Here is a 22,772-nt window from a genome sequence, read left to right as displayed (position 1 = left end):
CGCCGGCTCTCAGGCGTCGGGAGCGGGGAGCCGATCGGCCAGCAGGAACTGCTGCATCTCCCGGGCGATCTCCCGCTCCCCGACGACCACGAATTTCGCGCCGTATTTGCGCAGGTGCTCCTCCTCCGCGTCCGAGTGCGCCCGGGCCACGATGCGCAGGTCCGGGTTCAGGTCTCGGGCGGCCTCGAACAGGTTGCCGGCCTCGAACGGGTTGGGGATGGCGGATACGAGCCACCGGGCGCCGCGGAGGTTCGCCGCCTCGAACATGCCGCGCTGGTTGATGGAGCCGAGGATGGCCTCCACGCCGTCCGCCCTCGCCTTCTCGACCAGGCGGTCCTGCTCCTCCACGACCAGGACAGGCGCCCCCGCGGCCCGCAGCGCGCCGCCGACGAGGCTGCCGACGCGGCCATAGCCCACCAGCACCGCGTGGTCGGTCAGCGTGGTGGCGGGCGGCAGGTCCGGCTTGGCCTCGTCGCCGGGCGCGGCCGCCGCGACGGCCGCGGACGGCAGCCGGTCCAGGATGGCGAACAGAAGCGGGTTGAGCAGGATGGAGATGATGGCGCCGGCCAGGATGAGATCGCGCCCGGCGGGCGGGAGGATCTCCAGGTCGACGCCGAGCCCGGCCAGGATGAACGAGAACTCGCCGATCTGCGCGAGGCTGGCCGCGATGGTGAGGCCGGTTCTGGGCGGATGCCGGAAGGCGATCACGATGGCGAAGGCCGCCAGCGACTTCCCGAGCACGATGATCAGGACCGTGGCCGCCACGGCCAGCGGCTGGCGCACCAGCGCGCCGGGGTCGAAGAGCATGCCGACCGAGACGAAGAACAGGACAGCGAAGGCGTCCCGCAGGGGCAGGGTTTCCTGGGCGGCCTGATGGCTCAGATGGCTTTCCGCCAGGATCATCCCGGCGAAGAAGGCGCCCAGCGCGAAGGACACGCCAAAGAGCTCGGCCGAGCCGAACGCCACGCCGAGCGCGATCGACATGACGGCCAGGCGGAACAGCTCGCGCGAGCCCGTATGGGCGACATAATGCAGGACCCAGGGGATCACCCGGCGCCCGACGACCAGCATCAGGACGACGAAGGCGGCGACCTTCAGGAGGGTCAACGCCAATAATCCGGCGATGTTGTCGTGCGCCAGCAGGGCGGCGAGCCCGTCGCCATGGCTTGCGGCCGCGCGTCCGCCGAGAAGCTCCGCCACGGCGGGCAGCAGCACCAGCGTGAGGACCATCGCGAGGTCCTCCACGATGAGCCAGCCGACGGCGATGCGTCCCCGCTCGGATTCGACCAGCCGCCGCTCCTGCAGCGCCCGCAGCAGGACCACCGTGCTCGCCACCGACAAGGCGAGGCCGAAGACCAGCCCCGCGCCCATGCTCCAGCCCAGCCCGTAGGCGAGCCCCATCCCCATCAGGGTCGCGATGGCGATCTGCCCGACGGCGCCCGGCACGGCGATGGCCCGGACCCGCATCAGGTCGGCGAGGGAGAAGTGCAGGCCCACGCCGAACATCAGCAGGATGACGCCGATCTCGGCCAGCTGCGGCGCGAGCGCCTGGTCCGCCACATAGCCGGGGGTGAAGGGTCCGATCGCGATGCCGGCGACGAGGTAGCCGATCAGCGGCGAGAGCCGGAGGCGATGGGCCAGGACGCCGAAGATGAAGGCGAGTCCAAGCCCCGCGACGATGGTGGCGATGAGAGACACGTTATGGGGCACCTGGCCTCCTCGGTCTGACGACCCTCGGGGCCGCGGAAGGCTGACGGCGCATGAGCGCGCCGGATCCGCCTCCCGCGGCGTTCGGATTCGGGCGCCTGGCGTCAGGCTTCCGGCGGAGGAGCCTTCTCGGCCTGGGCCGCCCTCTCCGTCCTGTAGGTTCCGATGGAGAGCCAGGCGGCTCCGGCCGTCACGCCGACGCCGTAGACCGCAAGGCTGGCGATCTCCTCAAAGACGAGGGCCCCGAGGCCCCCAAGGCTTCCGGCCATGCCGACGAAAAGGAGCGTGGCGCTCCCCACTGCGCGAGCTTTGCTCATGATGCTGATCCTGCATAGGGGCGCGCGCTATCGAAAGCCGCAGCCCCGAACGTCGAAAGCGGCGTCGGACGCCGCATGCGGAGGAGGAGGGATCAGGCTGAGACGGGAGGCGCGCGCGGCCAGGCGGCGGAGGCGCCGCGGCCCGCCCGGGCCACGCCGGCGATGACGACGCGGACGCTGCGGCTCCAGGTCGGGCCGTCGACGAAGGCCTCGGCGACGAGAGGCGGCGTGGGAGCGCTGCGGTTCTGGACGGAGGCCCAGAAGCCCGTCTGACGGGCGACGATGGTCTGCGTCGGCGGGCGGAGGTGCTGAACCGGGGCCCCGGCCAGCCAGGCGGAGGCGACCGTGCGGTCTGCGGCGCGCTCGCCCCAGCCCGAGCCGAAGGCCGACGCCCACGCGAAGCACGCGAAGGCGATCGCCGCCACAAGGACGGACGGCGCGACGGGAAGGCGGCGGCGAAACAGCGTCAAGGGCGGCGACCGGCGCGATCCGGGCCCATCCCGGATCGAAGCGCTCCACTGAGATAGCGGCCGCGACTCCCCAGGGCAACCGCAAGTGGCGCCCTTCGCCGCCCTCTGCTTGAGCCGCAGGCCGAAATCCGGCCCGGGCGGCGGGTCAGGCGGCCGCTTCGGCGCGCCGGCCCGATCCGGCCGCCAGCGTGGCGGCGAGGCGGATCGCGGTCTCGATGGCCCCGGTCGAGGCCACGCCCTTGCCGACAATGTCGAAGGCGGTGCCGTGGGCCGGGGTGGCGAACACCGTCGACAGCCCGGCCGTCACCGTGACACCGCGGTTGAAGCCGCGCAGCTTCGTCGCGATCTGGCCCTGGTCGTGATACATGGAGACGACGCTGTCATACTCGCCCGCGAAGGCCTTCAGGTAGATCGTGTCGGCCGGAAACGGGCCGCGGCAGTCGATGCCGCTCGCCGCCACCGCCTTCACGGTGGGGCCGATCATCTCGATCTCCTCCATGCCGAACAGGCCGCCCTCCCCGCCATGCGGGTTGAGCGCCGCCACGGCGATGCGCGGAGCGGCGATGCCGGCGCGGCGCATGGTGCGGTCCACCAGCCGGATGGCGTCCTCGATCGACTGCGGCGTGATCTGGTCGAGCGCCCGGCGAAGCGAGACGTGGGACGTCACCCGCGACATCCACTGGCCGTCCAGCACGTTCATCTCCGAGAAATAGCCCTCGTGCCGCAGCAGGTGGGCGAACATCTTGTGCTCGTCCGGAAAGCGCCAGCCGCCGGCGTGGAGCGCCGCCTTGTTGAGCGGCGCGAAGGACACGGCGTCCACCTGCCCGGCCTGCGCGAAGTCGATGGCGCGGGCGAGCGTCTCGCCGGTCACTTTCCCGGATTCGGGCGACACCGCGCCGCGCGGGAGCGTGGAGGGATCGATGTTGCGCAGGTCGACCAGCGGGACCGCGTCGCCGTCCCAGTCCGCCTCGTCCGGCGAGGCGACCCGCGCCGTCTCGAAAGAAACGCCGGCGTCGCGCATGCCCTGCTCCAGCACGCGCGCGTCTCCCACCACGACGATGCGGGCGGCGTCGCGCAGCCGCCCGTCATGGAGGATGCGGGCGCAGAGCTCCGGGCCGATGCCGGTGCAGTCGCCGAGCGTGAGCGCGATGCGCGGAAGGGTGGACGCTGTGGTCGGCATGGGGCCTCGCCTCTCGAACTGGTCTCGCCATGGCGCCATGCCGCGCGAGCAATGTCAATTGTTGACAATCTGCGATGAGACTTCCAGTTTGCGCGGAGCCGCCGAGACGAGCGCGCCGAGGGAGAGAGCGCATGCAGGCCATGCCGCCGCTGGAGAATCACGGGCCCACCCTGATGGCGGGCTTCGAGCGCCGCCGGATCCGCACGCGGGGAGCCGAGATCGAGGTCGCGGTGGCGGGCAGCGGCCCTCCCCTGCTGCTGATCCACGGCAATCCGCTGACGCTGGTGAGCTGGCACAAGGTCGCGCCGACGCTGGCCAGGAGCTTCACCGTGGTGGCCATGGATCTGCGCGGCTACGGCGACAGCTCCAAGCCGGAGGGCGGCGACGACCATGCGGCCTATACGTTCCGGGCCATGGGCGAGGACGCGTTCGACGTCATGGACGCGCTCGGCTTCGAGCGCTTCGGCGTCGCCGGCCATGATCGCGGCGCGCGCGTAGCGTTCCGCATGGCGCTGGACCGGCCCGAGCGGGTCGAGCGCATGGCGGCGCTCGACATCGTCCCGACCCACACGGTGCTGACGCAGGTGACGCTCGGCTGGGGCCTGGAGAGCTATCACTGGTTCTTCATGGCCCAGAAGGCGCCCTTCCCCGAAAAGCTGATCACCGCCGATCTCGACTATTACATCCGCTACAAGCTCAACAAGAAGGGCGTCGGGCTGGAGATCTTCACCCCCGAGGCCATGGCCGAATACGCCCGCTGCACCACGGCCGAGCAGATCCACGCGGTCTGCGAGGACTATCGCGCCACCGTGACGCTGGACCTCGCGATGGACATGGCCGATTTCGGCAAGCGCCGCATCGCGTGCCCGACGCTGGTGCTGTGGGGCTCCAACAGCCATTGCGGCCGCCACTTCAAGCCGCTCGAAGCCTGGGGCGGTTGGAGCGACGACCTGCGCGGCTGGGCGATCCCGACCGGCCATTATCCGGCCGAGCACCGGCCGGACCTCGTATACCCGACCTTCTGGGAGTTCTTCTCCGGCCGGGAGCCGGCGCCCTTCGTCGGTTAAGCTGCGCCGTCATCCGTTCTCCACCCGGAGCGCCTCGATCACGGCCCGGGTCACCTCGGCGGTGCCGGCCTTGCCGCCGAGGTCCGGCGGCAGCGCCTCGCCCTGAGAGGTGACGTGCTCGATGGCGCGCATCAGGCGCGCGGCGGCGGCCGGTTCGCCCAGATGCTCCAGCATCATGCAGCCCGTCCAGAAGGCGCCGAGCGGGTTGGCGAGGCCCTTGCCGATGAGGTCGAAGGCCGAGCCATGGATCGGCTCGAACATGGACGGGGTCTGGCGCGAGGGATCGATATTGGCCGTGGCCCCGATGCCGAGGCTGCCGGCCAGCGCCGAGGCGAGGTCCGACAGGATGTCGGCGTGGAGATTGGTGGCCAGCACGGTGTCGATCGTGCCCGGCCGCAGCACCATGCGCTGCGTCATGGCGTCGACAAGCATCCAGTCGACGTCCAGATCCGGATAGGCCGCGATGACGTCGCGGCAGACTGAGTCCCAGAACACCATGCCGTGGCGCTGGGCGTTGGACTTGGTGACGATGGTGAGCTTCCGGCGGGGCCGGGTCATCGCCAGTTCGCAGGCGAACCTGGCGATGCGCTCCACGCCGGCGCGGGTGAACACCGCGACGTCCATGCCGACCTCGATGGGCAGGCCGCGATGGGCGCGGCCGCCGACGCCCGCATATTCGCCCTCGCTGTTCTCGCGCACGATCACCCAGTCGATGGCCTCGCCGAGATCGGGACGCAGCGGGCCGACGATGTTGGGCAGCAGGCGGGTGGGCCGCACATTGGCGTATTGGTCGAAGCCCTGGCAGATCGTGAGCCGCAGGCCCCACAGCGTCAGGTCGTCCGGGAGGTGGGGGTCGCCCACCGCGCCGAAATAGATGGCGTCGAAGGGGCGCAGGGTCTCCAGCCCGTCCTCCGGCATCATGCGCCCGTTGCGGCGGTAGTAGTCGGAGCCCCAGTCGAAGCGCTCGAAATCGAAGCGCAGGCCCTCTTCGCGGGTCGCCAGGGCGTCGAGCACCTGCCGGCCGGCGTCGATCACCTCGGGACCGATCCCGTCGCCGCCCATGAGGGCGATCCTGTGCGTGCGTTCAGCCATGATGGGCTCCCATGTTGTCGATGACGCCGCGGACCATGTCGGCGGTGCGGCCCGTGCCGCGGATGTCGCCCGTGCGGGTCGCGGGATCGGCGAGCGCGGCTTCGATGCCGCGCTGCATCAGGGCGGCGGCCTCCACGGCCTGCGGGACGTTGCGGCTGCGGCCGAGCCAGTCGAACAGCATGCGGGTGGATTCGATCATCGCATAGGGGTTGGCGATGCCCTTGCCGGCGATGTCGGGGGCCGAGCCGTGCGTCGCCTGCGCCATCGCGATGTTTCCCTCGCCGATGCACAGGCCCGGCGCCATGCCGAGGCCGCCCACGAGGCCGGCGGCTTCGTCGCTGAGGATGTCGCCGAACATGTTGGTGGTGACCACCACGTCGAAGGTCTGCGGATCGCGCACGAGGCGCATCGCGAAGGTGTCGACGATGACGTCGTCCACCAGCACGTCCGGGAAGTCGAGCGCGGCCTTGCGGCACTCCTCCACGAACATGCCGCAGCCCAGCTTGAAGACCGTGTCCTTGTGGATGATCGTGAGATGCTTGCGGCGGCTGCGCGCCAGCTCCAGCGCGGCGCGGGCGACGCGCCGGCTGCCCGTGCGGGTGATGACGCGCACCGAGATGGTCACCTCGTCGGTGGGCCGGAACTCGCCCGAGCCCGCCACCACGTTGCGGTCCGGCTGGAAGCCCTCGTTGTTCTCGCGCACGATCACGAGGTCGACGTCGTCGTAGAGGCAGCCGATGCCCGGGAAGGACCGGGTCGGACGGACATTGGCGAAGAGGTTGAAGTGCTTGCGCAGGATCGGGTGCGGGTTGATGGCGCCCGGGACCTTCGGATAGGCGCGGTGGCCGATGGGGCCCAGGATGAAGCCGTCGAAGCTCCCCAGCGTCTCCAGCGTGCCCTCCGGCATGGTGGAGCCGTGCGTGTCCAGCGCGCTGCGGCCGATCGGGGTCGGGCGCCAGTCCACCACCAGCCCGGCGCGGGCGGCGGCCGCCTTGGCGACCTCCACGGAGGCCGGCACGATCTCGTGGCCGATGTCGTCGCCGTTCAGGACGCCGACGACGAGGTGGGCTTCAGGCATGCGTGAACTCCATGGGATCAGGCCGCGTCCAGCCAGCCGGCGAGGCGCTCGTAGACACGCAGGGTGAGCAGCGTCGTCGCCGTGATGGCGGCGATGCGCATGACGTGGAAGGCCGTGACGCTGGCGGTGTCGAGGTGCATCACCTTGGCGGTGAGGACCATCTCGGTGACGCCCGCCGGCGCGACGGCGAGGAAGCTCGTGCCGTAGGACAGGCCCGTGGCGGCCGAGAGCCCGTAGGCGAGGCCCGCCGCCGCCGCCACGAGGCCGAGCGACACCACGAAGGCGCAGGCCGCCACCTTGGGCAGGCGCATCATGAGGCTGCGCTGGAAACGCGCGCCCAGCGCGACGCCGAGCGCCACCTGGGCGACGATCAGCAGCAAGGGCGGGATCGAGCCGGCCACCAGGCCGGAGGCCGCCAGCGCGAGGCCGAGAATGGCCGGGCCGAACAGCCAGGGATTGGGGATGCGCGCCGGCCGGGCGATCAGCGCCGCCACAACCGCGCCGGCCAGCATCAGGGCGAGAGGCAGCGGCGGCACGACCCCGGTCTGGCCGAGATCCGGGATGCCGCCGTCCGAACCGAACGCGTACACGGCGAGCGGGGCCACCGTCACGATGGTGCCGACCCGGATGGCGTGGAACACCGCGACGGCTTCGGAATCCGCGCCGCGGTCGCGGGCCAGCATCGCCATCTCAGCCATGCCGGCGGCCGCGGTGGCGAAAAACGCGGTCTGGCGATCGAGACCGATCATGGCGCGCACGGCGAGCGCCGCGATCGTGGTGAGAACGATCACGCCGAGCGTGGCGACCGCCATGGCGGGCAGCAGCGTCGCCGTGGAGGCCAGGATCACGGGCGTGAAGCGCAGCCCGATGGCGAGGCCGATCACCGCCTGGCCGAATTCGCGGCTGCGCGGCGCGGGCTGGGGCGACCAGCCGAGCATCGCGCAGGCCGCCGTAGCCAGCATGGGGCCCAGCATCCAGGCGAGCGGCAGGCCGACTCGGCTCGCCGCCCAGCCGGCCGCGAAGCCCAGCGCAAGCGTGGCGGCGATGCGGCCGAGGGCGAGCGGGCCGCGCGGCGCGAGCCGCCCAAACCGGCCGGCCTGGAGGCTCTCTGTTTGCGGCCTGTCGTCCACCGCGGCCTCAGGGGCGCAGGGCGGCCGTGAGGCGCTCAATGGAGCCGAGGTCTTCCAGGTCGCGCACCATCGCGACCACGGTCTCGGCCTTCTGCTTGTCGAAGCGGGCGAACTCCACGCATTCGCGGAACTTGTCGGCGACCTCCTCGTAGCTCATCGGGTTGGAGGGACTGCCCTTGCCGAAGTCGGCGCGGCCCGAGATGGTGCGGCCGTCCTTGAACGCGATGTCGATGAGGGTGGTCATCTTGTGGTAGCCGGCGCGCTCGGCCTCGTCGTTCACGCCGAAGTCGACGCGCTCGATCATGGCCTGCACGTCCGGGCGCATCACCACCTCGTCGGTGAACTCGTTCAGCCCCGCCCTGCCCTCCAGGAGCAGGATCGCCATGCAGAACTCCATGGAGAACTTGGCCTGCAACTCATTGGTCGGGCGGTGGTGGATCAGCGCGTTGGGCATGTTGGAGTTGGTGCCGACGCGCACGCTCTCGACCTGGTCGGCCTTGATCCCATGCTCGCGGATGAGGCGCAGCATCTCGGTCATGCCCGGGTGGGTGAGCGAGCCCGACGGATGCGGCTTGATGGAGATGCCCGGCTCCGCGAAAGTCCAGGGCGCGCCGAGCTTGCCCATGATGGCGTTTCGGTCGAAGCCGCCGCCGGCGGCGCGGAAGAAGCCGCGCGGGGCTTCCAGGATCTTGTCCGTGGCGGTCCAGCCATAGTCGGCGAACTGCGCCGCCGCGACGCCGCTCTCGGAGGAGCGGCCGGCGTGGAACGGCTTCGTCATGGTGCCGAAATTTTCCCGCAGGCCTGCCGACTGGCTGCCGGCGACCGACAGCGCGCGGGTGATCTGCTCGGTCGAGAGCCCCATGAGCTTGGACGCCGCGGACGCGGCCGCGAAGGTCCCGCAGGTGGCGGTGGCGTGGAAGCCGGTCTGGTAATGGCGCGGATCGATCGCCTCGGCGATCTTGCACTCCACCTCGACGCCCAGATGGTAGGCCAGCATCACGTCGCGGCCGCTCGCGCCCTTGGCTTCGCCCATGGCGAGCGCGGCCGGCAGCGCCGGCGCGGTCGGGTGCGTGAGCAGGCCGTAGACGCGGTCCGACGCCACGGCGAGCTGGGTGTCGTCGTAGTCGTCCGCATGGACGCCGACGCCGTTTGCGAAGGCCGCGAAGCGAGGCGCGACGCGGCGGTTGGTGCCGATCACGGTGGCGGGCCCATCGCCCAGCGCGAGGTCGTCGAGGTGTCGGCGAACGAGTTCGCCGCTGCGCGCCACCGATCCGGAGAGCGCCAGCCCGAGCCCGTCCAGGATCGACTTCTTGCCGAGCGCGACGACGTCGGACGGCAGATCCGACGCCTGGGCGTCATGAACGAATTCGGCGACGTACCATGTCGTGTCGGCGCGATCCGCGGCGGTTTTGGCGCTCATCTCGATCTCCTCCCTGGCGTTCGCCAGGCCTTTGAGCAGGCGAATGCTTCGCGCGGCTTGGCGCCGCGTTCTCCTGCAGGCTCGTCGCCACATTGTGAATTGTCAACAGTTTTTCGCCACCGATTTTGCTTGCGCGGATGTCGATCTGCGTTCAGGAAGGTTGCCTCTTTGGTCAATTGCGGAACGCCCGTGGACCCGACGCTCGCCCTGAAGATCCGCCGCACCGAGTCGCTCACCTCGCTGGTGCGCCGCGAGCTCGAGCGCATGATCGAGATGGGCGAACTTGCGGGCGGCGACCGCCTCAATGAAAACGCGCTGGCGACGCGGCTGGGCGTCAGCCGCGGCCCCATCCGGGAAGCCTGCCGGGGGCTGGAGCAGAGCGGCCTCGTCGAGGTGGTGGTGAACCGCGGCGTGTTCGTGCGCGAACTCGACAACAAGGCCGCCGCCGAGCTCTACGACATCCGCGCCTCGCTGATGGGCATGGCCGGTCGGCTGCTGGCGCCCATCATCACGACCGCGCAGGCGGCCGAGCTGCAGACGCTGATCGGCGACATGGACAAGGCCGCCAAGGCCGAGGACCTGAACGCCTTTTATCCGCTGAACCTCCGGTTCCACGAGAAGATCGTCAGCTTCACGGGCAATGACCGTCTTCTGTCGCTCAGCAACGCCATCCAGCGCGAAGCCCACCTGTTCCGCCGCCGCACGCTGGATGCGCCCGGCCGCATGAAGGTCTCCAACGCCGAGCACCGCCGCATCCTGGCCGCGCTGAAGAAGCACGACGCCGAGGCGGCCCGCCGCGAGATGGAGGAGCACGTGCTCACCAGCAAGGACGCGCTGTTCGGGAAGTGACCTTTCCGTCATCCCCGGCGCGCCGCAGGCGCGGGAAGGGGATCCAGAGTGGCTGGGCAGGACGCCTTATCGGCGAAATCGCCTGGATCCCCTTCCCCTCCGCCGCTGCGCGGCTCCGGCCGGGGATGACGGCGAGGCTCACCGCAGCGCCGTGATCCTCCGGCCGCCCAGCACCGGCAACCTGTTCGCTAGCAGCACGATCGCGAAGGACACGACCAGCAGCAGGAGGCCGAGCACCGAGATGGCGCCAAGGTCGCCGCTTTCGTTGAGGTCGTAGATGATCACCGACACCAGCTTGGTTTCGGCGGTGGTGAGCAGGATCGTGGCCGAAAGCTCCCGGATGGTGCCGATGAACACGAAGCACCAGGTGGCCACCACGCTGGTGCGCAGCAGCGGGGCGGTGATCTGGCGCAGCGCCATCATGCGGGTGGCGCCGAGGATGCGGCTCGCCTCCTCGAGCTCGGGATGGATGCTCTTGAACGCCGAGGACAGCTGCTGGTAGCCGGCCGGCATCTCGATGGTCAGAAAGGCGATGAACAGGATCCAGATCGTGCCGTAGAGCATGAAGGGCGGGCTGGAGTAGCTGAGGAACAGCCCCACGCCCAGCACGATGCCGGGGATCGCCACCGGCGCGGTGGCGAGGTAACCGAGCAGCGCCGCGCCCGGGACGGAGCGGCGGGCGACCAGATAGGACACGAGCAGCGCGATGGCGGTGCCGGCCGTCGCGGTCATGACGCCGAGCACCAGCGTGTTCTGCAGCGCCAGGCGCGTCGCCGAGAACTCGAACAGCACGAAGTTGACGTGGTGCAGCGTGAAGCTCGACCAGGTCAGCGGCTCCGACACCGTGCGGGTGAGCGCGGTCTTGAGCAGCGCGAGATACGGGATGACCACCGTGATGCTGAGCACCACGGCCACGAACGCCACCGCGACCCAGCGATATCGGCCAAGGGGGGTGATGCGGGCCGCGCCGCTCTTGCCGCCCACCGTGGTGTAGCCCCGCCGGCCGATGATCTTGGCCTGCGCCCAGATGAGAAAGATGGTGATCAGCAGCAGCGGCAAGGCGCTGGCGGCCGCCAGGCCGGGCTTGGGCGGATACTGGAACAGGCTCCAGATCTTGGTCGTGATGACGTGGAAGCCCGCCGGCAGCGCCAGGATGGCGGGCGTGCCGAACATGGTGAGCGCCTGCAGGATCGCGACGAGGCCGCCGGCCAGCATGGCGGGCAGCACCAGCGGCAGCGTCACCTTGCGCAGCGTGGTCCAGACGCCGCCGCCCAGCATGGCGGAGGCCTCCTCCAGGTCCGTCGGCACGCGGTCCAGCGCGTTGGCGACCAGCGTGAAAACGTACGGGAACGTGTAGCACGACAGCGCGAAGACGAGCCCCTCGAAGGTGTAGATGTCGAAGAGGTACTCGTACTGCTCCAGGCCGAAGGCCCAGCGGTAGATCTCGTTCAGAATGCCGCTGTTGGGCGCGGCCAGGATCTCCCACGCGATGGCGCCCAGGAAGGGCGGCGTCACAAAGGACGCCGTCACGAAGGCCCGCACCACGCCGCGGCCGGGCAGGTCCGTCCGGGCCGTGAGCCAGGCCAGCGGGGTGGCGATGAGGCAGGACAGCGCGCCGGTGGCGAGCGCCATCCCCATGGCGATCAGGTAGGGCTTGCGCAGGGTCGGGTCGGTGACGAGGGCGCGGAAATTCTCCAGCGAGAGCGTGCCGTCCTTGGCGAGCACGCTGTAATAGGCGAGCCAGAACAGCGGCAGCAGGACAAGGCCGCCCAGCACGAGCACGAGAGAGATGAAAACGGGCTTCGACCAGTCGAAGGCGAAGCGCCGCACCGGCAGTGTCCGTTCGATCGCAACCGTCATTCCGGAGATTCCTCGCCCTTCGCCGTCGTGAAGGACGCCCGGCGAACTGGCCGCCGGGCGCCGGAGTGGTGGACTAGGTCCCGAAATATTCCTCGTACTTCTTCTTGATCGTCTCGATCTGCTTCTCGACCTCGGCCGGGTCGGTGAACAGCACCTTGATCTTGGAGAGCGGCACGCGGCCCTCCTTCTCCTTCACGCCCGGGTGGAAGGAGCGCAGGCCGCCGACGTCGCTGGCGAGTTGCTGGGCCTCCTGGGTGTACATGAAGGCGTAGAAGAGCTTGCCGGCGTTGGGGTGCGCGGCGTTCTTCAGCAGGCCCGCATGCCCGATTGCGATGGGGCTGCCCTCCTGGGCGTAGACGACCTCGATCGGCACGCCGGTCTCGCGCAGCAGGAAGAGGTTGTACTCGTTGCCGTCCGCCATGATGGAGCGCTCGCCCTGCGCGAGCTTCTTCGGCGGCTCGGTGGAGGACTGGACCTGCATGACCTTCTGCTGGCCGAGCTTCTCGAAGAACTCCCAGCCGAGCAGCTTGCTCAACGCCGCCGTGCCGGTGAGCACCGTGCCGCTATAGCCCGGATGCGCCTTGACCATGCGGTTCTTCCACTTGGGGAGCAGCAGGTCGGCGTGGCTCTTGGGGGCGTCCTCGGCCTTCACCTGCTTGGTGTTGTAGCCGATCACCGAAAGATGGGCGCGGTAGGCCGCGTAGTAGCCGTCGGGATCCTTGGCCTCGGCGGGCCAGCTCTTGGCGACGTCGGAGGGCAACGCCTGGGCCAGGATGCCCTCGCGCTTGAACACCAGGAAGTGCACGGCGTCCGACGTCTCGATGACGTCGGCGTTGTAGATCTTGCTGCCGTATTCCTGGTTGATGCGCTGATAGACGCGCTCGGCGCCGGAGCGTTCGACCTGGACGTCGATGCCCGGATACTTGGCCTCGAAGGCCTTGGCCATCTTCTCGGACACCTGGACGTCCGTGGACGTGTACCAGACGACCTTGCCCTCTTTCTTGGCGGCGTCGACCATGGCCTGGTCGGGCTCATAGGGGGCGGGCGGGGCCGCCTGGACGGCATGTGGCGCGAGCCACATGACGGCCGCTGCGGCGGCGAGGACGAAATGCTTCATGACGTTTCCTCCTTGTTTTATTGAGCCAGCGCCCGGCAGTGTTCCGGGGGGAACTGAAGCCAGACGGGCTGCCCTTTCGGAATGGCGACATCGGGGGGCGCGACCGCGCGAACGGTCTCGCCATTCGAAAGATCAATCAGGTAGTCGCGGTGCGAGCCGAGGAAGACCTGGCGCGAAACCGCGCCGGGCGCCCAGTTCAGGCCATTCGCGGGCGCATCGGTGGCGATGCGGATGTCGTGGTGGCGGATCGACACCGCCGTTTCGTCCGAGGCCGCAAACTCGCCGTCGCCGCAGGTGAGCGTGATGCCGCCCCAGTCCACGGCCTGGTCGCCCGAGCGCCGGCCCTTGAGGATGTTGGTGCCGCCGATGAAGCGGGCCACGAATTCCGAGCGCGGACGCTGGTAGATGTCCTCGGCCGAACCGGCCTGCTCGATGCGGCCCTGGTTCATCACCACGATCACGTCCGCCGTCGTCATGGCCTCGGCCTGGTCGTGGGTGACGTAGATGGTGGTGTAGCGATACTCGTCATGGAGGCGGCGGATCTCGAACCGCATCTCCTCGCGCAAGTTGGCGTCGAGATTGGACAGCGGCTCGTCGAGCAGCAGCGTTTCGGGCTCCACCACCAGCGCGCGGGCCAGCGACACGCGCTGCTGCTGGCCGCCGGAGAGCTCCGACGGGTAGCGCTCGGCCAGCGGCGACAGCTTGGCGACGCTCAGGATGTTGTCGACGCGCGTCTTGATGTCCGCCTTGGAGAGGCCCCGGATGGAGAGCCCGTAGGCGACGTTCTCGAACACCGTCATGTGCGGCCAGAGCGCGTAGCTCTGGAAGATCATCGACATGTTGCGGCGCTCGGGCGGCGTGGTGACATGGGGCGCCGAGAGCACGCGCCCTCCCACCCGGATCTCGCCGCCGGTCGGGTCGACGAAGCCCGCGACCAGGCGCAGCGTGGTGGTCTTGCCGCAGCCGGAAGGACCCAGGAGGCAGACCAGCGCGCCCTTCTCGATGGCGAGGGACACGCGATCGACCACGGTCAGCTTTCCGTAGGTCTTGGACAGGTGCGAAAGCTCGACGAAGGCCATGTGACCTCCTCCCCGTTGTGAAGCGGCGTCTCGTCCCGACCGGGACTTTCGGCGACCGCCTCGTGGCGCTCTGCGGCGCCGTGGCGGCCACGATGGGCCATGCTGGTTTAGATTGTCAACAATCGACTGTTTTCGAAATTGCGCGTCAGCCCTTCAGCGCCTGCCGGATGAAACCGAGGGCGCCGAGCGCGATGACGCCGTCGATCATGAGGCCATGGACAGGGAGCGGCATGCGGACCAGCAGCGCCTTGGCCAGCGTGACGCCCGGGATCATGCAAAGGCCGATCAGCAGGCCCAGGCCCAGCAACTTGGCCGTGAGGGTGGCGGCGCCGCCGAAGACGATCGCCTTGGTGAGCTGGAGCATCAGCCCGACCGCGGCGTCCGTCGCCACGAGGGCCGAGCCCGCAAGCCCGGCCGCGCCGAGAATCGGCAGGGCGAGCACGCCGCCGCCGATGGTCGCGCCCGAGAGCACGCCGAAGAGGCCGGACGCGCCGGCAAGGCCGGCGGGGCCGAGCCGGGCGAGACGCGACGCCGCGATGCGGGACGCCAGCGACCGCTTCACGATCACGAGAACGAGCAGGAACACGCCCAGCACGGCCGCGATGGCGCGTTCTGGCAGCCAGGCGTAGATCACCGCGCCAAACGCGCAGCCCGGAACCGCGAACCCGGCCATCATGGCTGCGGCGCTCCTGTCGATGCTGTGGCGGAACGCGACCACCCGGGCGACATGCGTGATCAGCAGCGCGACGCTGAGCGTCGGCACCAGGGCGGCGACGCCGATCAGCGGCGCCAGCGCGAGCGAGAGGATGATGGCGCCGCCAGAGCCCGTGAGGGCGCTGAACAGCGCGGCCAGAAAGGCCGCGAGCGCGACCAGGGCGGCGGTCGCCGCAAAGCCGGCCCCGGCGAAGCCGGCCAGGCCGAACGTCGCGGGGTCCGCCGCCGCCGTCACGGCAGATAGGCCCCGCCGTTCACGTGGATGGTCTGGCCCGTGATGAAGCGTCCCTGCGGGCCCGCCAGCAGGCGCACCATGGCGGCGACCTCGGACGGCTTGCCGCGCCGCCCCAGCAACGTCGCGTGCGTCTTGTGGTGCGTCGGCTCGGCGGCCGAGCTCGGTCCGCCCCGCACCGTGTCGATCAGGCCCGGCGAAACGAGGTTCACGGTGACGCCCTTGGGCGCGAGATCATGCGCCAACGCCTTGGTGAGCCCATCGAGCCCCGCCTTGGCGGCGACCACATGGGCGCGGTCCCGGGCTCCCGTATAGGCCGTCAGCCCGCCGATGTTGATGATGGCCCCCTCGCCTCCTTGAGCGAGATGCGGAAGGCAGGCCTGGCAGCACAGGAAGGCGCCGTCGAGCGCGATCGCCATCACCTCGCGCCAGCGCGCGAAGGTGAGGTCCTCGAAATGCGCCTCGTTGCGCACGGCGGCGTTGTTGACCAGCACGTCGAGGCCGCCGAGTTGTGCGGCGGCGTCCTCCACCATGCGGCGCACGGACGCCTCGTCCGAGACGTCGGCGAGCAGCACGACGGCGGTTCCGCCCGCCTGCGCGATCTCGCCCGCCACCGCGTCCAGCCCGGCGCGATCCTGCCGCGCGACGAGCGCCACGTGTGCGCCGCCGGCCGCGAGATCCAGCGCGATGGCCCGGCCGATGTTCTTGGATGCGCCGGTGACGAGCACGCGACGGCCGGCGAGTTCCTGGTCGTTCATGCGTTGGCTCCCATCATGATGCGGCGCGGCCCGCCGCGAGGTCGATCGCGCCGCCGGCCGCGATCGCGTCCAGCGCATCCGCGAGCGCGCCGGCGCGCGGCACGTCCCAGCCGCCGAAACGGGCGTTGTCGTCGAACTTGGCGCGAATGTCGGCGGCGGCCAGGGGCTCGCGAGCGCCGCCGCGCATGTGCGGCTTGCGGACCTCGCGCACGGAGCCATCGCGCAGCGTCGCCTTGATGTGGCCGGTGAAGTTGCGCGGGTACTCGTCGGCCGGATCCACCACGTAGGACACGGCGGCGGCCAGCGCGCGGACGCGCTCGTCGCGCACCCGCTCCTCGGTGAACTGTTCCAGCCCGGCCTTGCCGTCGATGAAGCCCACCGCGATGCAGTAGGGCGACGAGAACTTCGCCGCATAGCCATTGGGCGGGCTGCGCTTCAGCGCGATGGGGTCCCACAGGCGATGCACGGTGCCTTCGCCGACGCGGCACTCCATCGCGACGACGTCCTCGGGGCGGACGCCCTGCGCGGCGAGCATCACGGCGCAATCCACGAAGGGCTGCGTCATGGTTCCGCACGCGTAAGGCTTGAAGGCGATGTCGCGCAAAACCCAGCGCTCGCCCAAACCGTCCAGCAGGGGCGAGAAGTCCGGCGTGCGCGACGGCGCGAAGGCCTTGAAGAACCCGTGCTTGCCTTCCAGCACGGTGGAGGGGCCGAAGAACCCGCCTTCGGCCAGCAGGGCGGAGCGGATGCCGGCCTGCGCGGCCGCGCCGGCATGGAGGCGCTTGGTCCAGCTGCCGTCGGACAGGTATTCGATGATGCCGGAGGCGAGGCTGCCCGAGGTCCCGATGGCGTTCAGCGTCTGCGTCTCGTCCAGCCCGAGCGCCGCGCAGACGGCGGCGGCCGCCGCGGGGGCGCCCAGCACAGCGGTGGGGTGGAAACCCGCCTTGTGGATCGCCTGCGGGGCGACGAGGCTGAGCCGGCACATTAGCTCGGTCCCGACCGCGACGCCGCGCGCCACGGCTTCGCCCGAGAGGCCGCGATGCTCCGCGATGGCGAGCACGGCCGGCACCACCACCGCGCCGGCGTGCACGGGGCCGCCCTCGAAGGTGTCGTCGAAATCCTCGCCATGTGCCGCGAGGCCGTTCAGCAGCGCCGCGTCGTAAGGACCGTGCCCGCCGGGGTGGCCGATCGCGGTGCAGCGTCCCTCCGACGCCAGGCTGGCGAGGCCGGCGCGGACGTAGTCGGTTTCGCGGGCCGCGAGGCAGAGGCCGGCCACGTCCAGCAGCAGCAGCCGCACGGTTTCGCGCACCGCGTCCGGCAGGGGCGTCCGGCCCGTCTCGACGGCGAAGCGGGCGAGCGAGGCCGCAATCGGGGCGTCGCTCTTCAGGGGGGCGTTCATGCGGGCTTCACCTCCGTCCGGCGCGCGACGGCGTCGCGCCACTCGCGCCAGAGCGACCAGGACAGGAACAGGACGGCCGTGATCAGGAAGCCGACCGCGATGGGGTCGTCGAGGAAGATCGAGAGGTCGCCGCCCGACAGCAGCATCGAGCGACGATAGTTGGATTCCACGATCGGGCCCAGCACCACGCCCAGCACGGCCGGCAGGAACGGGTAGCCGAAGGCCTTCATCAGGAAGCCGACAAGGCCGCCGAACAGCACGATGCCGAGGTCGAACAGGCTGCCGTTGATGGTGTAGATGCCCGACAGCACCAGAAGGTAGATGAAGGCCGCCAGATAGGGCCGCGGACGATTCACCAGCCACATGCAGACCGGCATGATCACGATGCCGACCGCGATCTGCGCGATCGTGGCGACCAGCGAGCCCGTGTAGAGGCCCAGCACCACGTCGGCGTTCTGCTCGAAGAGGCGCGGCCCGGGAAGAAGGCCGTGGATCAGGAGCCCGCCCAGCAGCACCGCGGCCGAGTTGGAGCCCGGGATGCCGAAGCTGAGCAGCGGGATCAGCGACGCGCTCGCCACCGTGTTGTTGGCGGCCTCCGGGGCGGCGACGCCCTCCACCGAGCCCTTGCCAAATTCCTCCGGGTGCTTGGACCAGCGCTTGGCCTCGTTATAGGAGAAGAAGGCCGCGATGGAGCCGCCGCCGCCCGGCATCAGGCCCTCGACCGTGCCGGTGATGCAGCCGATGAACTGCGGCTTGATCAGCCGGCGCATCATCGCGAGGTTCGGCAGGGTGATGCGGACCGACTGCTGGCCGAGCGCCACGCTCTTGCTGCCCGACTGGCGCAGGAGCTCGCTGACGGCGAACAGCGACACCATCACCATGATGGGCTTCACGCCGTTCAGCAGGTCCGCCTGGCCGAAGGTGAAGCGGTCGACGCCCGAGATCGGGTCGATGCCGATGGTGGACACCATCATGCCGACCAGCGCGGCCGCGAGGCCTTTCAGCAGCGAGCCGCCGGACAGCGACGCGATGATGCTGAGGCCGAGCAGCCCGAGCGCGCAGTAGCTCATCGGCTTGAATGCGAGCGCGATGCGCGACAGCGGCTCGGTGAGGCCGATCAGCATCACGAGCCCGAACAGGCTGCCGATGACGCCCGACCACAGCGAGATGCCGAGCGCCTCGCCGGCGCGGCCCTGGCGCTTCATCTCGTAGCCGTCCACCACGGTGGCGGCGGCCGAGTTGGTGCCCGGCGTGCGGATCAGGATGGCCGGGATGGAGCCGCCATATTCGGCGCCGATATACACGGAGGCCAGCAGCACGATGGCGACCATGGGGTCCATCGCGTAGGTGAAGGGCAGCACCAGCGACATCGTCACAGAGGCCGAGATGCCCGGCAGCGCGCCGCCGATGATGCCCCAGACAAGGCCGATGATGGCGGCCGGCACCAGCGGCGTCGCGACCAGCAGGGTCAGGCATTTCAGGAGCGTGTCCATGCCTCAGCCCCCGAAGAGGACGCCGTGCGGCAGGTCGATGCCGAGCAGCTTCACGAAAACGATCCAGAAGCCGACGGCGCCGCCGACTGCGAGCGCCGCAAGCCGCGCCGACGGCCGGATGCCCTCGAAGGTCGCGGTGGCGGCGAGCAGCACGATCCCGGCCGCCACGTAGCCGGCCAGCCAGGCTGCGCCGATGAACAGGACGCCGAGGCCCAGGAAGCTCATGGCGCGCCAGGCTGGGGCGTCGGCCTCGTCGTCATCGTCAGGCGCGGGAGCGGCCGCGACGGCGGGCTGAGCCTTGCGGGCCATCAGCGCGCCACGCGCGGCGATCAGCAGCCCGGTCAAGGCGAGCGCGATCCCAAGCAGATAGGGAATGCCCGTGGGCCCCACCTCGTCCGACAGCGTGGTCTCGCTGATGCCGCGCAGGCCCCAGAGGTAGAGGAATCCCACGGCGGCCACCACGAGGCCGCTCTGGATGTCCTTGTGCATGACCCGCGCTCCTGCGGCTCGAGACGGCGGCGGCTACTTGGCCGCGCCCGCCTCCTTGAGGAAGGCCTCGGACTCGGCCGCGAAATCGTCGACGAGCTTGGTCGCGCCGGCGGAGCCCTGCACCTCGGGGACGAGGCTCTCGGCGGCGTAGACCTTTTTGTAATCGGGATCCGCGATCAGGCTGCGCATCGCCCGCTCCCAGATGGCCAGCACCTCCGGCGGTTGCCCCTTCGGGCCGGCGAGGCCGCGGAACTTCTGCACCACCACGTCGAACCCCTCCTCCTTGACGGTGGGGACGTTGGGGTAGCCGTCGAGACGCTTGCTGTTGAAGGTGGCGACCAGGCGCACCTTGCCGGCCTCCAGCTGCGAGCGCAGCTCCTGGATCTCGCCCACGCCGACATCCAGCGTGCCGTTGAGCACGTTGATCATCATGTCGCCGCCGCCCTCGTGCGAGACGATCGCGGCGTTGACGCCGGCCGCCTTTTTCAGGCGCTCGGCCGCTTGGCGCTCCAGCGAGGCCGGGTTGGCGACGCCCCAGCGGCCGCGCTTCTCCTTGGCGTGCGCGATCACGTCCTTCAGCGACTTGAACGGCCCGTCGGTGCGGGTGAACAATACCTCGGCGTCCGAGAACACGGTGACGACGGGCTGCATGTCCTTGTAGGTGCTGGGCACCTTGCTCATCAGCGAGGTGAACACGTAGGTCGGCGTGATGGCGTAGAAGGTGGCGCCGTCCGGCTTGGAGGTCGCGACCTTGGACATGGCGCGCGCGCCGCTGCCGCCCTGCACGTTCTCGACCACGAAGGTCGCGTCGATGTAGCGGTTCAGGTACTTGATCATCTCGCGCAGGAAGACGTCGCTGCCGCCTCCCGGGCTGGAGTGCGTCACCAGCGTGACGACCTTTTGCGGATAGGCTTCGGGCGCGGCCTGCGCGATCCCGATCCCGCACGCGACAGCGGCCGCCGCCACGGCGAGCCGCATTGCTGCCTTGAGCTTGCCCATGACTTCCTCCCTCGGCGCATTCCCGGAGCGCCCTGCGGCCCTTGTGGGCCGCACCGTCGATACGCCGTCGCCCTAGCGGGCGGCCGCGTCGTAGATCATCAGCTCGGCAAGCTTGGCGGCGTCGGCCGCCTTGTCGAGGCCGCGCACGGCGTCGAGCAACTGGTCCTGCCGGGCGTCATCGATGGCGCCCTCGGCGCACATGCGGAACTTGCCTTCGAGGTCGGCGTCGCTGATCGGGTTCAACGGCCCGCCGCGATAGCGCTCGTCCGCCCATTGGGTGAGCGTGCGGCCGTCCTTGGTGTCGACCTCGATGCGCGAGCGGATCAGGTCGTAGCCCTTGGCGTCGATCTCTGGGTCGACGATGACCTGCGTGCGGCGCTGCATGTCCTGCATGGCGGCGCCGGCCACGAAGCTGTCCTCGAACTCATGGTGGCTGGCGCGGCGGCAGAGCACGATCATGCACAGCAGCGCCGGCATGGAGAACTTGGCCTGCAGGTGGTTCTGCGCCACCGGGTAGCGGATCGGCTCGGTGATGTTCTTGCCGGCGTAGAAGCGGATGGTCTCGACCTGGTCGGGCTTCAGGTCGTGCTCGCGCACGAGCTTCAGCATGGCGTCCATGGACTGGTGCGTGAGAATGCCCGACGGGTAGGGCTTGATGCTGACGCCCGGGTCCACGATCGTGAGCGTCTTGCCGAAGCCCTGCTCGAACTTGCTCTCGTCCGCTCCCTCGCCCATCACCACCCAGAAGCCCCACTGGCCATCGAGCGCCTCCGGATCGGCCGTGAAGCCGCGCGCCGCCAGCAGCGCCGCCGTGACGCCGTTCTCGGACGCGCGGCCGACATGGAGCGGCTTCGTCATGGTGCCGAAGTTGCAGCGGATGCCGGCCGCGAAGCTGGCCGCGATGCCGAGCGCATGCGCGAGCTTGTCGCCCGAAAGGCCGAGCAGCTTGGCGGCCGCCGTCGCGGCCCCGAAGGTGCCGACCGTGCCGCTGGTGTGGTGGCCGCGGCGATAGTGCCGGTCCTTCATCCACTCGGAGATCTTGCACTCGACCTCGAAGCCTGTCTGGAAGGCGAGCATGAAGCGCTTGCCGTCGACGCCGCCGAGGCGCTGCGCCATCACGAGCGCCGCCGTGAGCGGCGGCACGGAGGGATGGGTGAGCAGGCCATAGACGTGGCGGGGATCGTGCGACACCTGCGTGTCGTCCCAGTCATGCGCGTGGCCGGCGGTTCCGAGCACGCGGGCCGCCAGAGCGGCCGGAGCCTTCGCCTTGCCGGCCGCGATCACATAGGCGTCCGGGCGGCCGCCATTCTCGACGGCGTCGGCGGCGAGCATCTTGACCGAGCCCTCGAGGCCGCCGGCCAGATAGAGGCCGAGCGTGTCCACCATGCAGCGGCGGCCGATGCGCAGCGCCTCCTCGGGCAGGTCCTCGTAGCGGACCGTTTCGATGAAGCGGATCGCTTCCGGGGTCATGGAGCGCGACGTCATGGCTTGGCCTTATGTTGAGGTGGCGGGCGTGGGTGCGGCGCGAAGCCGGTCCAGCGATCGCATCACGTGGTCGAAATGGGTGCGGTGGGCGCGCTCGGCGTCGCGCGCCGCGATGGCGTCCACCATGGCGCGATGCTCCTGGTTGGACACATGCAGGCCGCCGCCTTCCACCAGGCTGCGGGCGCGATACAAATGAAGCTGCTTGATCAGGCTGGCGTATTGCGCCGCCAGGAGGCGGTTGCCCGACGCCGCCAGGATGGCGCGATGCAAGGCGAGGTTCAGCGGGTAGTAGGTCTCGAAATCCCCGGCCTCCACGGCTCGGTCCATGTCGGCCACCATGGCGCCGAGCTCCTCGACCTCGGCCTGCGAGGCCCGCTCGGCGGCGCAACGCCCCGCCATGCCGAACAGCGCGGCGCGGACTTCGTAGATCGCGCAGGCGGTGGCGAGGTCGAGGCTGCGCACGAAGACGCCGCGATTGGGCACCAGCTCCACGAGGCCGCCGGCCTCCATGGAGCGCAGCGCCTCCCGGATGGGACCGCGGCTGGTGCCGAAGCGAACCGCGAGGGCGTTCTCGTTGATGCGATCGCCCGGCTTGATCTCGCCGGACATGATCATCCGCTCGATCTCGGGCTCGATGAGGACGCCCAGAGACCGGCTCTTCAGAAACGCGATGGCTTCATGCGCGGACATGGGATCATGATGCCGAACCGCTGTCGATTGTCAACAATCGTCAGGCGACACTTTGCGATCGAAGCCTCTCCGGCCAGGCTCGCGGCACCGCCGGAAGCCCGCCCGGCGCCAAAGCGCGCGGCCCGGCAGGCGGCGGAACAATCGCCG

21 protein-coding genes are annotated in these 22,772 nt (G+C 70.0%); 2 read left to right on the top strand and 19 right to left on the bottom strand.

What is annotated here, in order from left to right; all coding sequences use genetic code 11:
• Nucleotides 1-9 precede the first annotated feature (9 nt).
• The 4 genes from ybaL to ABEG18_RS09280 all read right to left on the bottom strand — a co-directional run bounded on the left by ybaL (nt 10) and on the right by ABEG18_RS09280 (nt 3,674).
• Nucleotides 10-1,710, bottom strand: a complete 1,701-nt coding sequence (gene ybaL / locus ABEG18_RS09295; protein WP_406857782.1) for a YbaL family putative K(+) efflux transporter — start codon at nt 1,708-1,710, stop codon at nt 10-12.
• A 101-nt stretch (nt 1,711-1,811) separates the two neighbouring features.
• Nucleotides 1,812-2,024: a hypothetical protein gene (locus ABEG18_RS09290; protein ID WP_406857781.1), complete on the bottom strand. Its 213-nt coding sequence runs from the start codon at nt 2,022-2,024 to the stop codon at nt 1,812-1,814.
• A 92-nt stretch (nt 2,025-2,116) separates the two neighbouring features.
• The gene (locus ABEG18_RS09285) at nt 2,117-2,494 is read right to left on the bottom strand and encodes a hypothetical protein (RefSeq protein WP_406857780.1); all 378 of its coding nucleotides are present in this window, start codon (nt 2,492-2,494) and stop codon (nt 2,117-2,119) included.
• 145 nt (nt 2,495-2,639) lie between these two features.
• Nucleotides 2,640-3,674, bottom strand: a complete 1,035-nt coding sequence (locus tag ABEG18_RS09280) for a PdxA family protein (protein ID WP_406857779.1) — start codon at nt 3,672-3,674, stop codon at nt 2,640-2,642.
• A 131-nt stretch (nt 3,675-3,805) separates the two neighbouring features.
• On the opposite strand from ABEG18_RS09280, the gene ABEG18_RS09275 reads away from it, so the two are divergent.
• Nucleotides 3,806-4,741, top strand: coding sequence for an alpha/beta hydrolase (locus tag ABEG18_RS09275; protein ID WP_406857778.1), 936 nt, complete (start codon nt 3,806-3,808; stop codon nt 4,739-4,741).
• A 9-nt stretch (nt 4,742-4,750) separates the two neighbouring features.
• Here the strand turns inward: ABEG18_RS09275 and ABEG18_RS09270 are convergent, their stop codons facing one another.
• The 4 genes from ABEG18_RS09270 to ABEG18_RS09255 are packed head-to-tail and all read right to left on the bottom strand — an operon-like array spanning nt 4,751 to nt 9,461.
• Entirely contained in the window at nt 4,751-5,833 is a 1,083-nt protein-coding gene (locus tag ABEG18_RS09270; protein ID WP_406857777.1) for a tartrate dehydrogenase, read from the bottom strand.
• Complete coding sequence (locus ABEG18_RS09265; RefSeq protein ID WP_406857776.1) at nt 5,826-6,911, bottom strand: isocitrate/isopropylmalate dehydrogenase family protein; 1,086 nt, start codon at nt 6,909-6,911, stop codon at nt 5,826-5,828. Before ABEG18_RS09265 ends, ABEG18_RS09270 begins: the two co-directional genes overlap by 8 nt.
• Nucleotides 6,912-6,928: 17 nt before the next feature.
• Nucleotides 6,929-8,041: an AbrB family transcriptional regulator gene (locus tag ABEG18_RS09260; protein WP_406857775.1), complete on the bottom strand. Its 1,113-nt coding sequence runs from the start codon at nt 8,039-8,041 to the stop codon at nt 6,929-6,931.
• A 7-nt stretch (nt 8,042-8,048) separates the two neighbouring features.
• Entirely contained in the window at nt 8,049-9,461 is a 1,413-nt protein-coding gene (locus ABEG18_RS09255) for an MmgE/PrpD family protein (RefSeq protein ID WP_406857774.1), read from the bottom strand.
• Between the two features lie 189 nt (nt 9,462-9,650).
• Here ABEG18_RS09255 and ABEG18_RS09250 point away from each other — a divergent pair, with 189 nt between their 5' ends.
• Complete coding sequence (locus ABEG18_RS09250) at nt 9,651-10,310, top strand: FCD domain-containing protein (RefSeq protein ID WP_406857773.1); 660 nt, start codon at nt 9,651-9,653, stop codon at nt 10,308-10,310.
• 138 nt (nt 10,311-10,448) lie between these two features.
• On the opposite strand, the gene ABEG18_RS09245 is transcribed toward ABEG18_RS09250, so the two are convergent.
• From ABEG18_RS09245 to ABEG18_RS09195, 11 genes are all read right to left on the bottom strand, one after another.
• Complete coding sequence (locus tag ABEG18_RS09245) at nt 10,449-12,170, bottom strand: ABC transporter permease (protein ID WP_406857772.1); 1,722 nt, start codon at nt 12,168-12,170, stop codon at nt 10,449-10,451.
• 73 nt (nt 12,171-12,243) lie between these two features.
• Nucleotides 12,244-13,287 carry an ABC transporter substrate-binding protein gene (locus ABEG18_RS09240; protein ID WP_406857771.1) on the bottom strand — a complete coding sequence of 348 codons (1,044 nt, stop codon included), beginning with the start codon at nt 13,285-13,287 and terminating at the stop codon, nt 12,244-12,246.
• Nucleotides 13,288-13,304: 17 nt separating this feature from the next.
• Nucleotides 13,305-14,366: an ABC transporter ATP-binding protein gene (locus tag ABEG18_RS09235; protein WP_406857770.1), complete on the bottom strand. Its 1,062-nt coding sequence runs from the start codon at nt 14,364-14,366 to the stop codon at nt 13,305-13,307.
• Nucleotides 14,367-14,511: 145 nt separating this feature from the next.
• Complete coding sequence (locus ABEG18_RS09230) at nt 14,512-15,315, bottom strand: TSUP family transporter (protein WP_406857769.1); 804 nt, start codon at nt 15,313-15,315, stop codon at nt 14,512-14,514.
• A complete protein-coding gene (locus ABEG18_RS09225) occupies nt 15,312-16,070 on the bottom strand; it encodes an SDR family NAD(P)-dependent oxidoreductase (protein WP_406857768.1) in 759 nt (252 codons plus the stop codon). The genes ABEG18_RS09230 and ABEG18_RS09225 overlap by 4 nt, the downstream gene beginning before the upstream one ends.
• Before the next feature lie 13 nt (nt 16,071-16,083).
• Nucleotides 16,084-17,469 (bottom strand): MmgE/PrpD family protein, encoded by a 1,386-nt coding sequence (locus tag ABEG18_RS09220; protein WP_406857767.1) that lies wholly within the window; start codon nt 17,467-17,469, stop codon nt 16,084-16,086.
• Complete coding sequence (locus tag ABEG18_RS09215; RefSeq protein ID WP_406857766.1) at nt 17,466-18,962, bottom strand: tripartite tricarboxylate transporter permease; 1,497 nt, start codon at nt 18,960-18,962, stop codon at nt 17,466-17,468. Before ABEG18_RS09215 ends, ABEG18_RS09220 begins: the two co-directional genes overlap by 4 nt.
• A 3-nt stretch (nt 18,963-18,965) precedes the next feature.
• Entirely contained in the window at nt 18,966-19,451 is a 486-nt protein-coding gene (locus ABEG18_RS09210; RefSeq protein ID WP_406857765.1) for a tripartite tricarboxylate transporter TctB family protein, read from the bottom strand.
• Between the two features lie 33 nt (nt 19,452-19,484).
• The gene (locus tag ABEG18_RS09205) at nt 19,485-20,450 is read right to left on the bottom strand and encodes a Bug family tripartite tricarboxylate transporter substrate binding protein (protein WP_406857764.1); all 966 of its coding nucleotides are present in this window, start codon (nt 20,448-20,450) and stop codon (nt 19,485-19,487) included.
• 72 nt (nt 20,451-20,522) lie between these two features.
• A complete protein-coding gene (locus ABEG18_RS09200) occupies nt 20,523-21,935 on the bottom strand; it encodes an MmgE/PrpD family protein (RefSeq protein ID WP_406857763.1) in 1,413 nt (470 codons plus the stop codon).
• A 9-nt stretch (nt 21,936-21,944) separates the two neighbouring features.
• Complete coding sequence (locus tag ABEG18_RS09195) at nt 21,945-22,625, bottom strand: FCD domain-containing protein (RefSeq protein ID WP_406857762.1); 681 nt, start codon at nt 22,623-22,625, stop codon at nt 21,945-21,947.
• Nucleotides 22,626-22,772 lie beyond the last annotated feature (147 nt).

The organism is Alsobacter sp. KACC 23698, assembly GCF_045348435.1.
GTDB lineage: Bacteria > Pseudomonadota > Alphaproteobacteria > Rhizobiales > Beijerinckiaceae > Alsobacter.
This window is presented reverse-complemented; position numbering and strand designations above follow the sequence as displayed.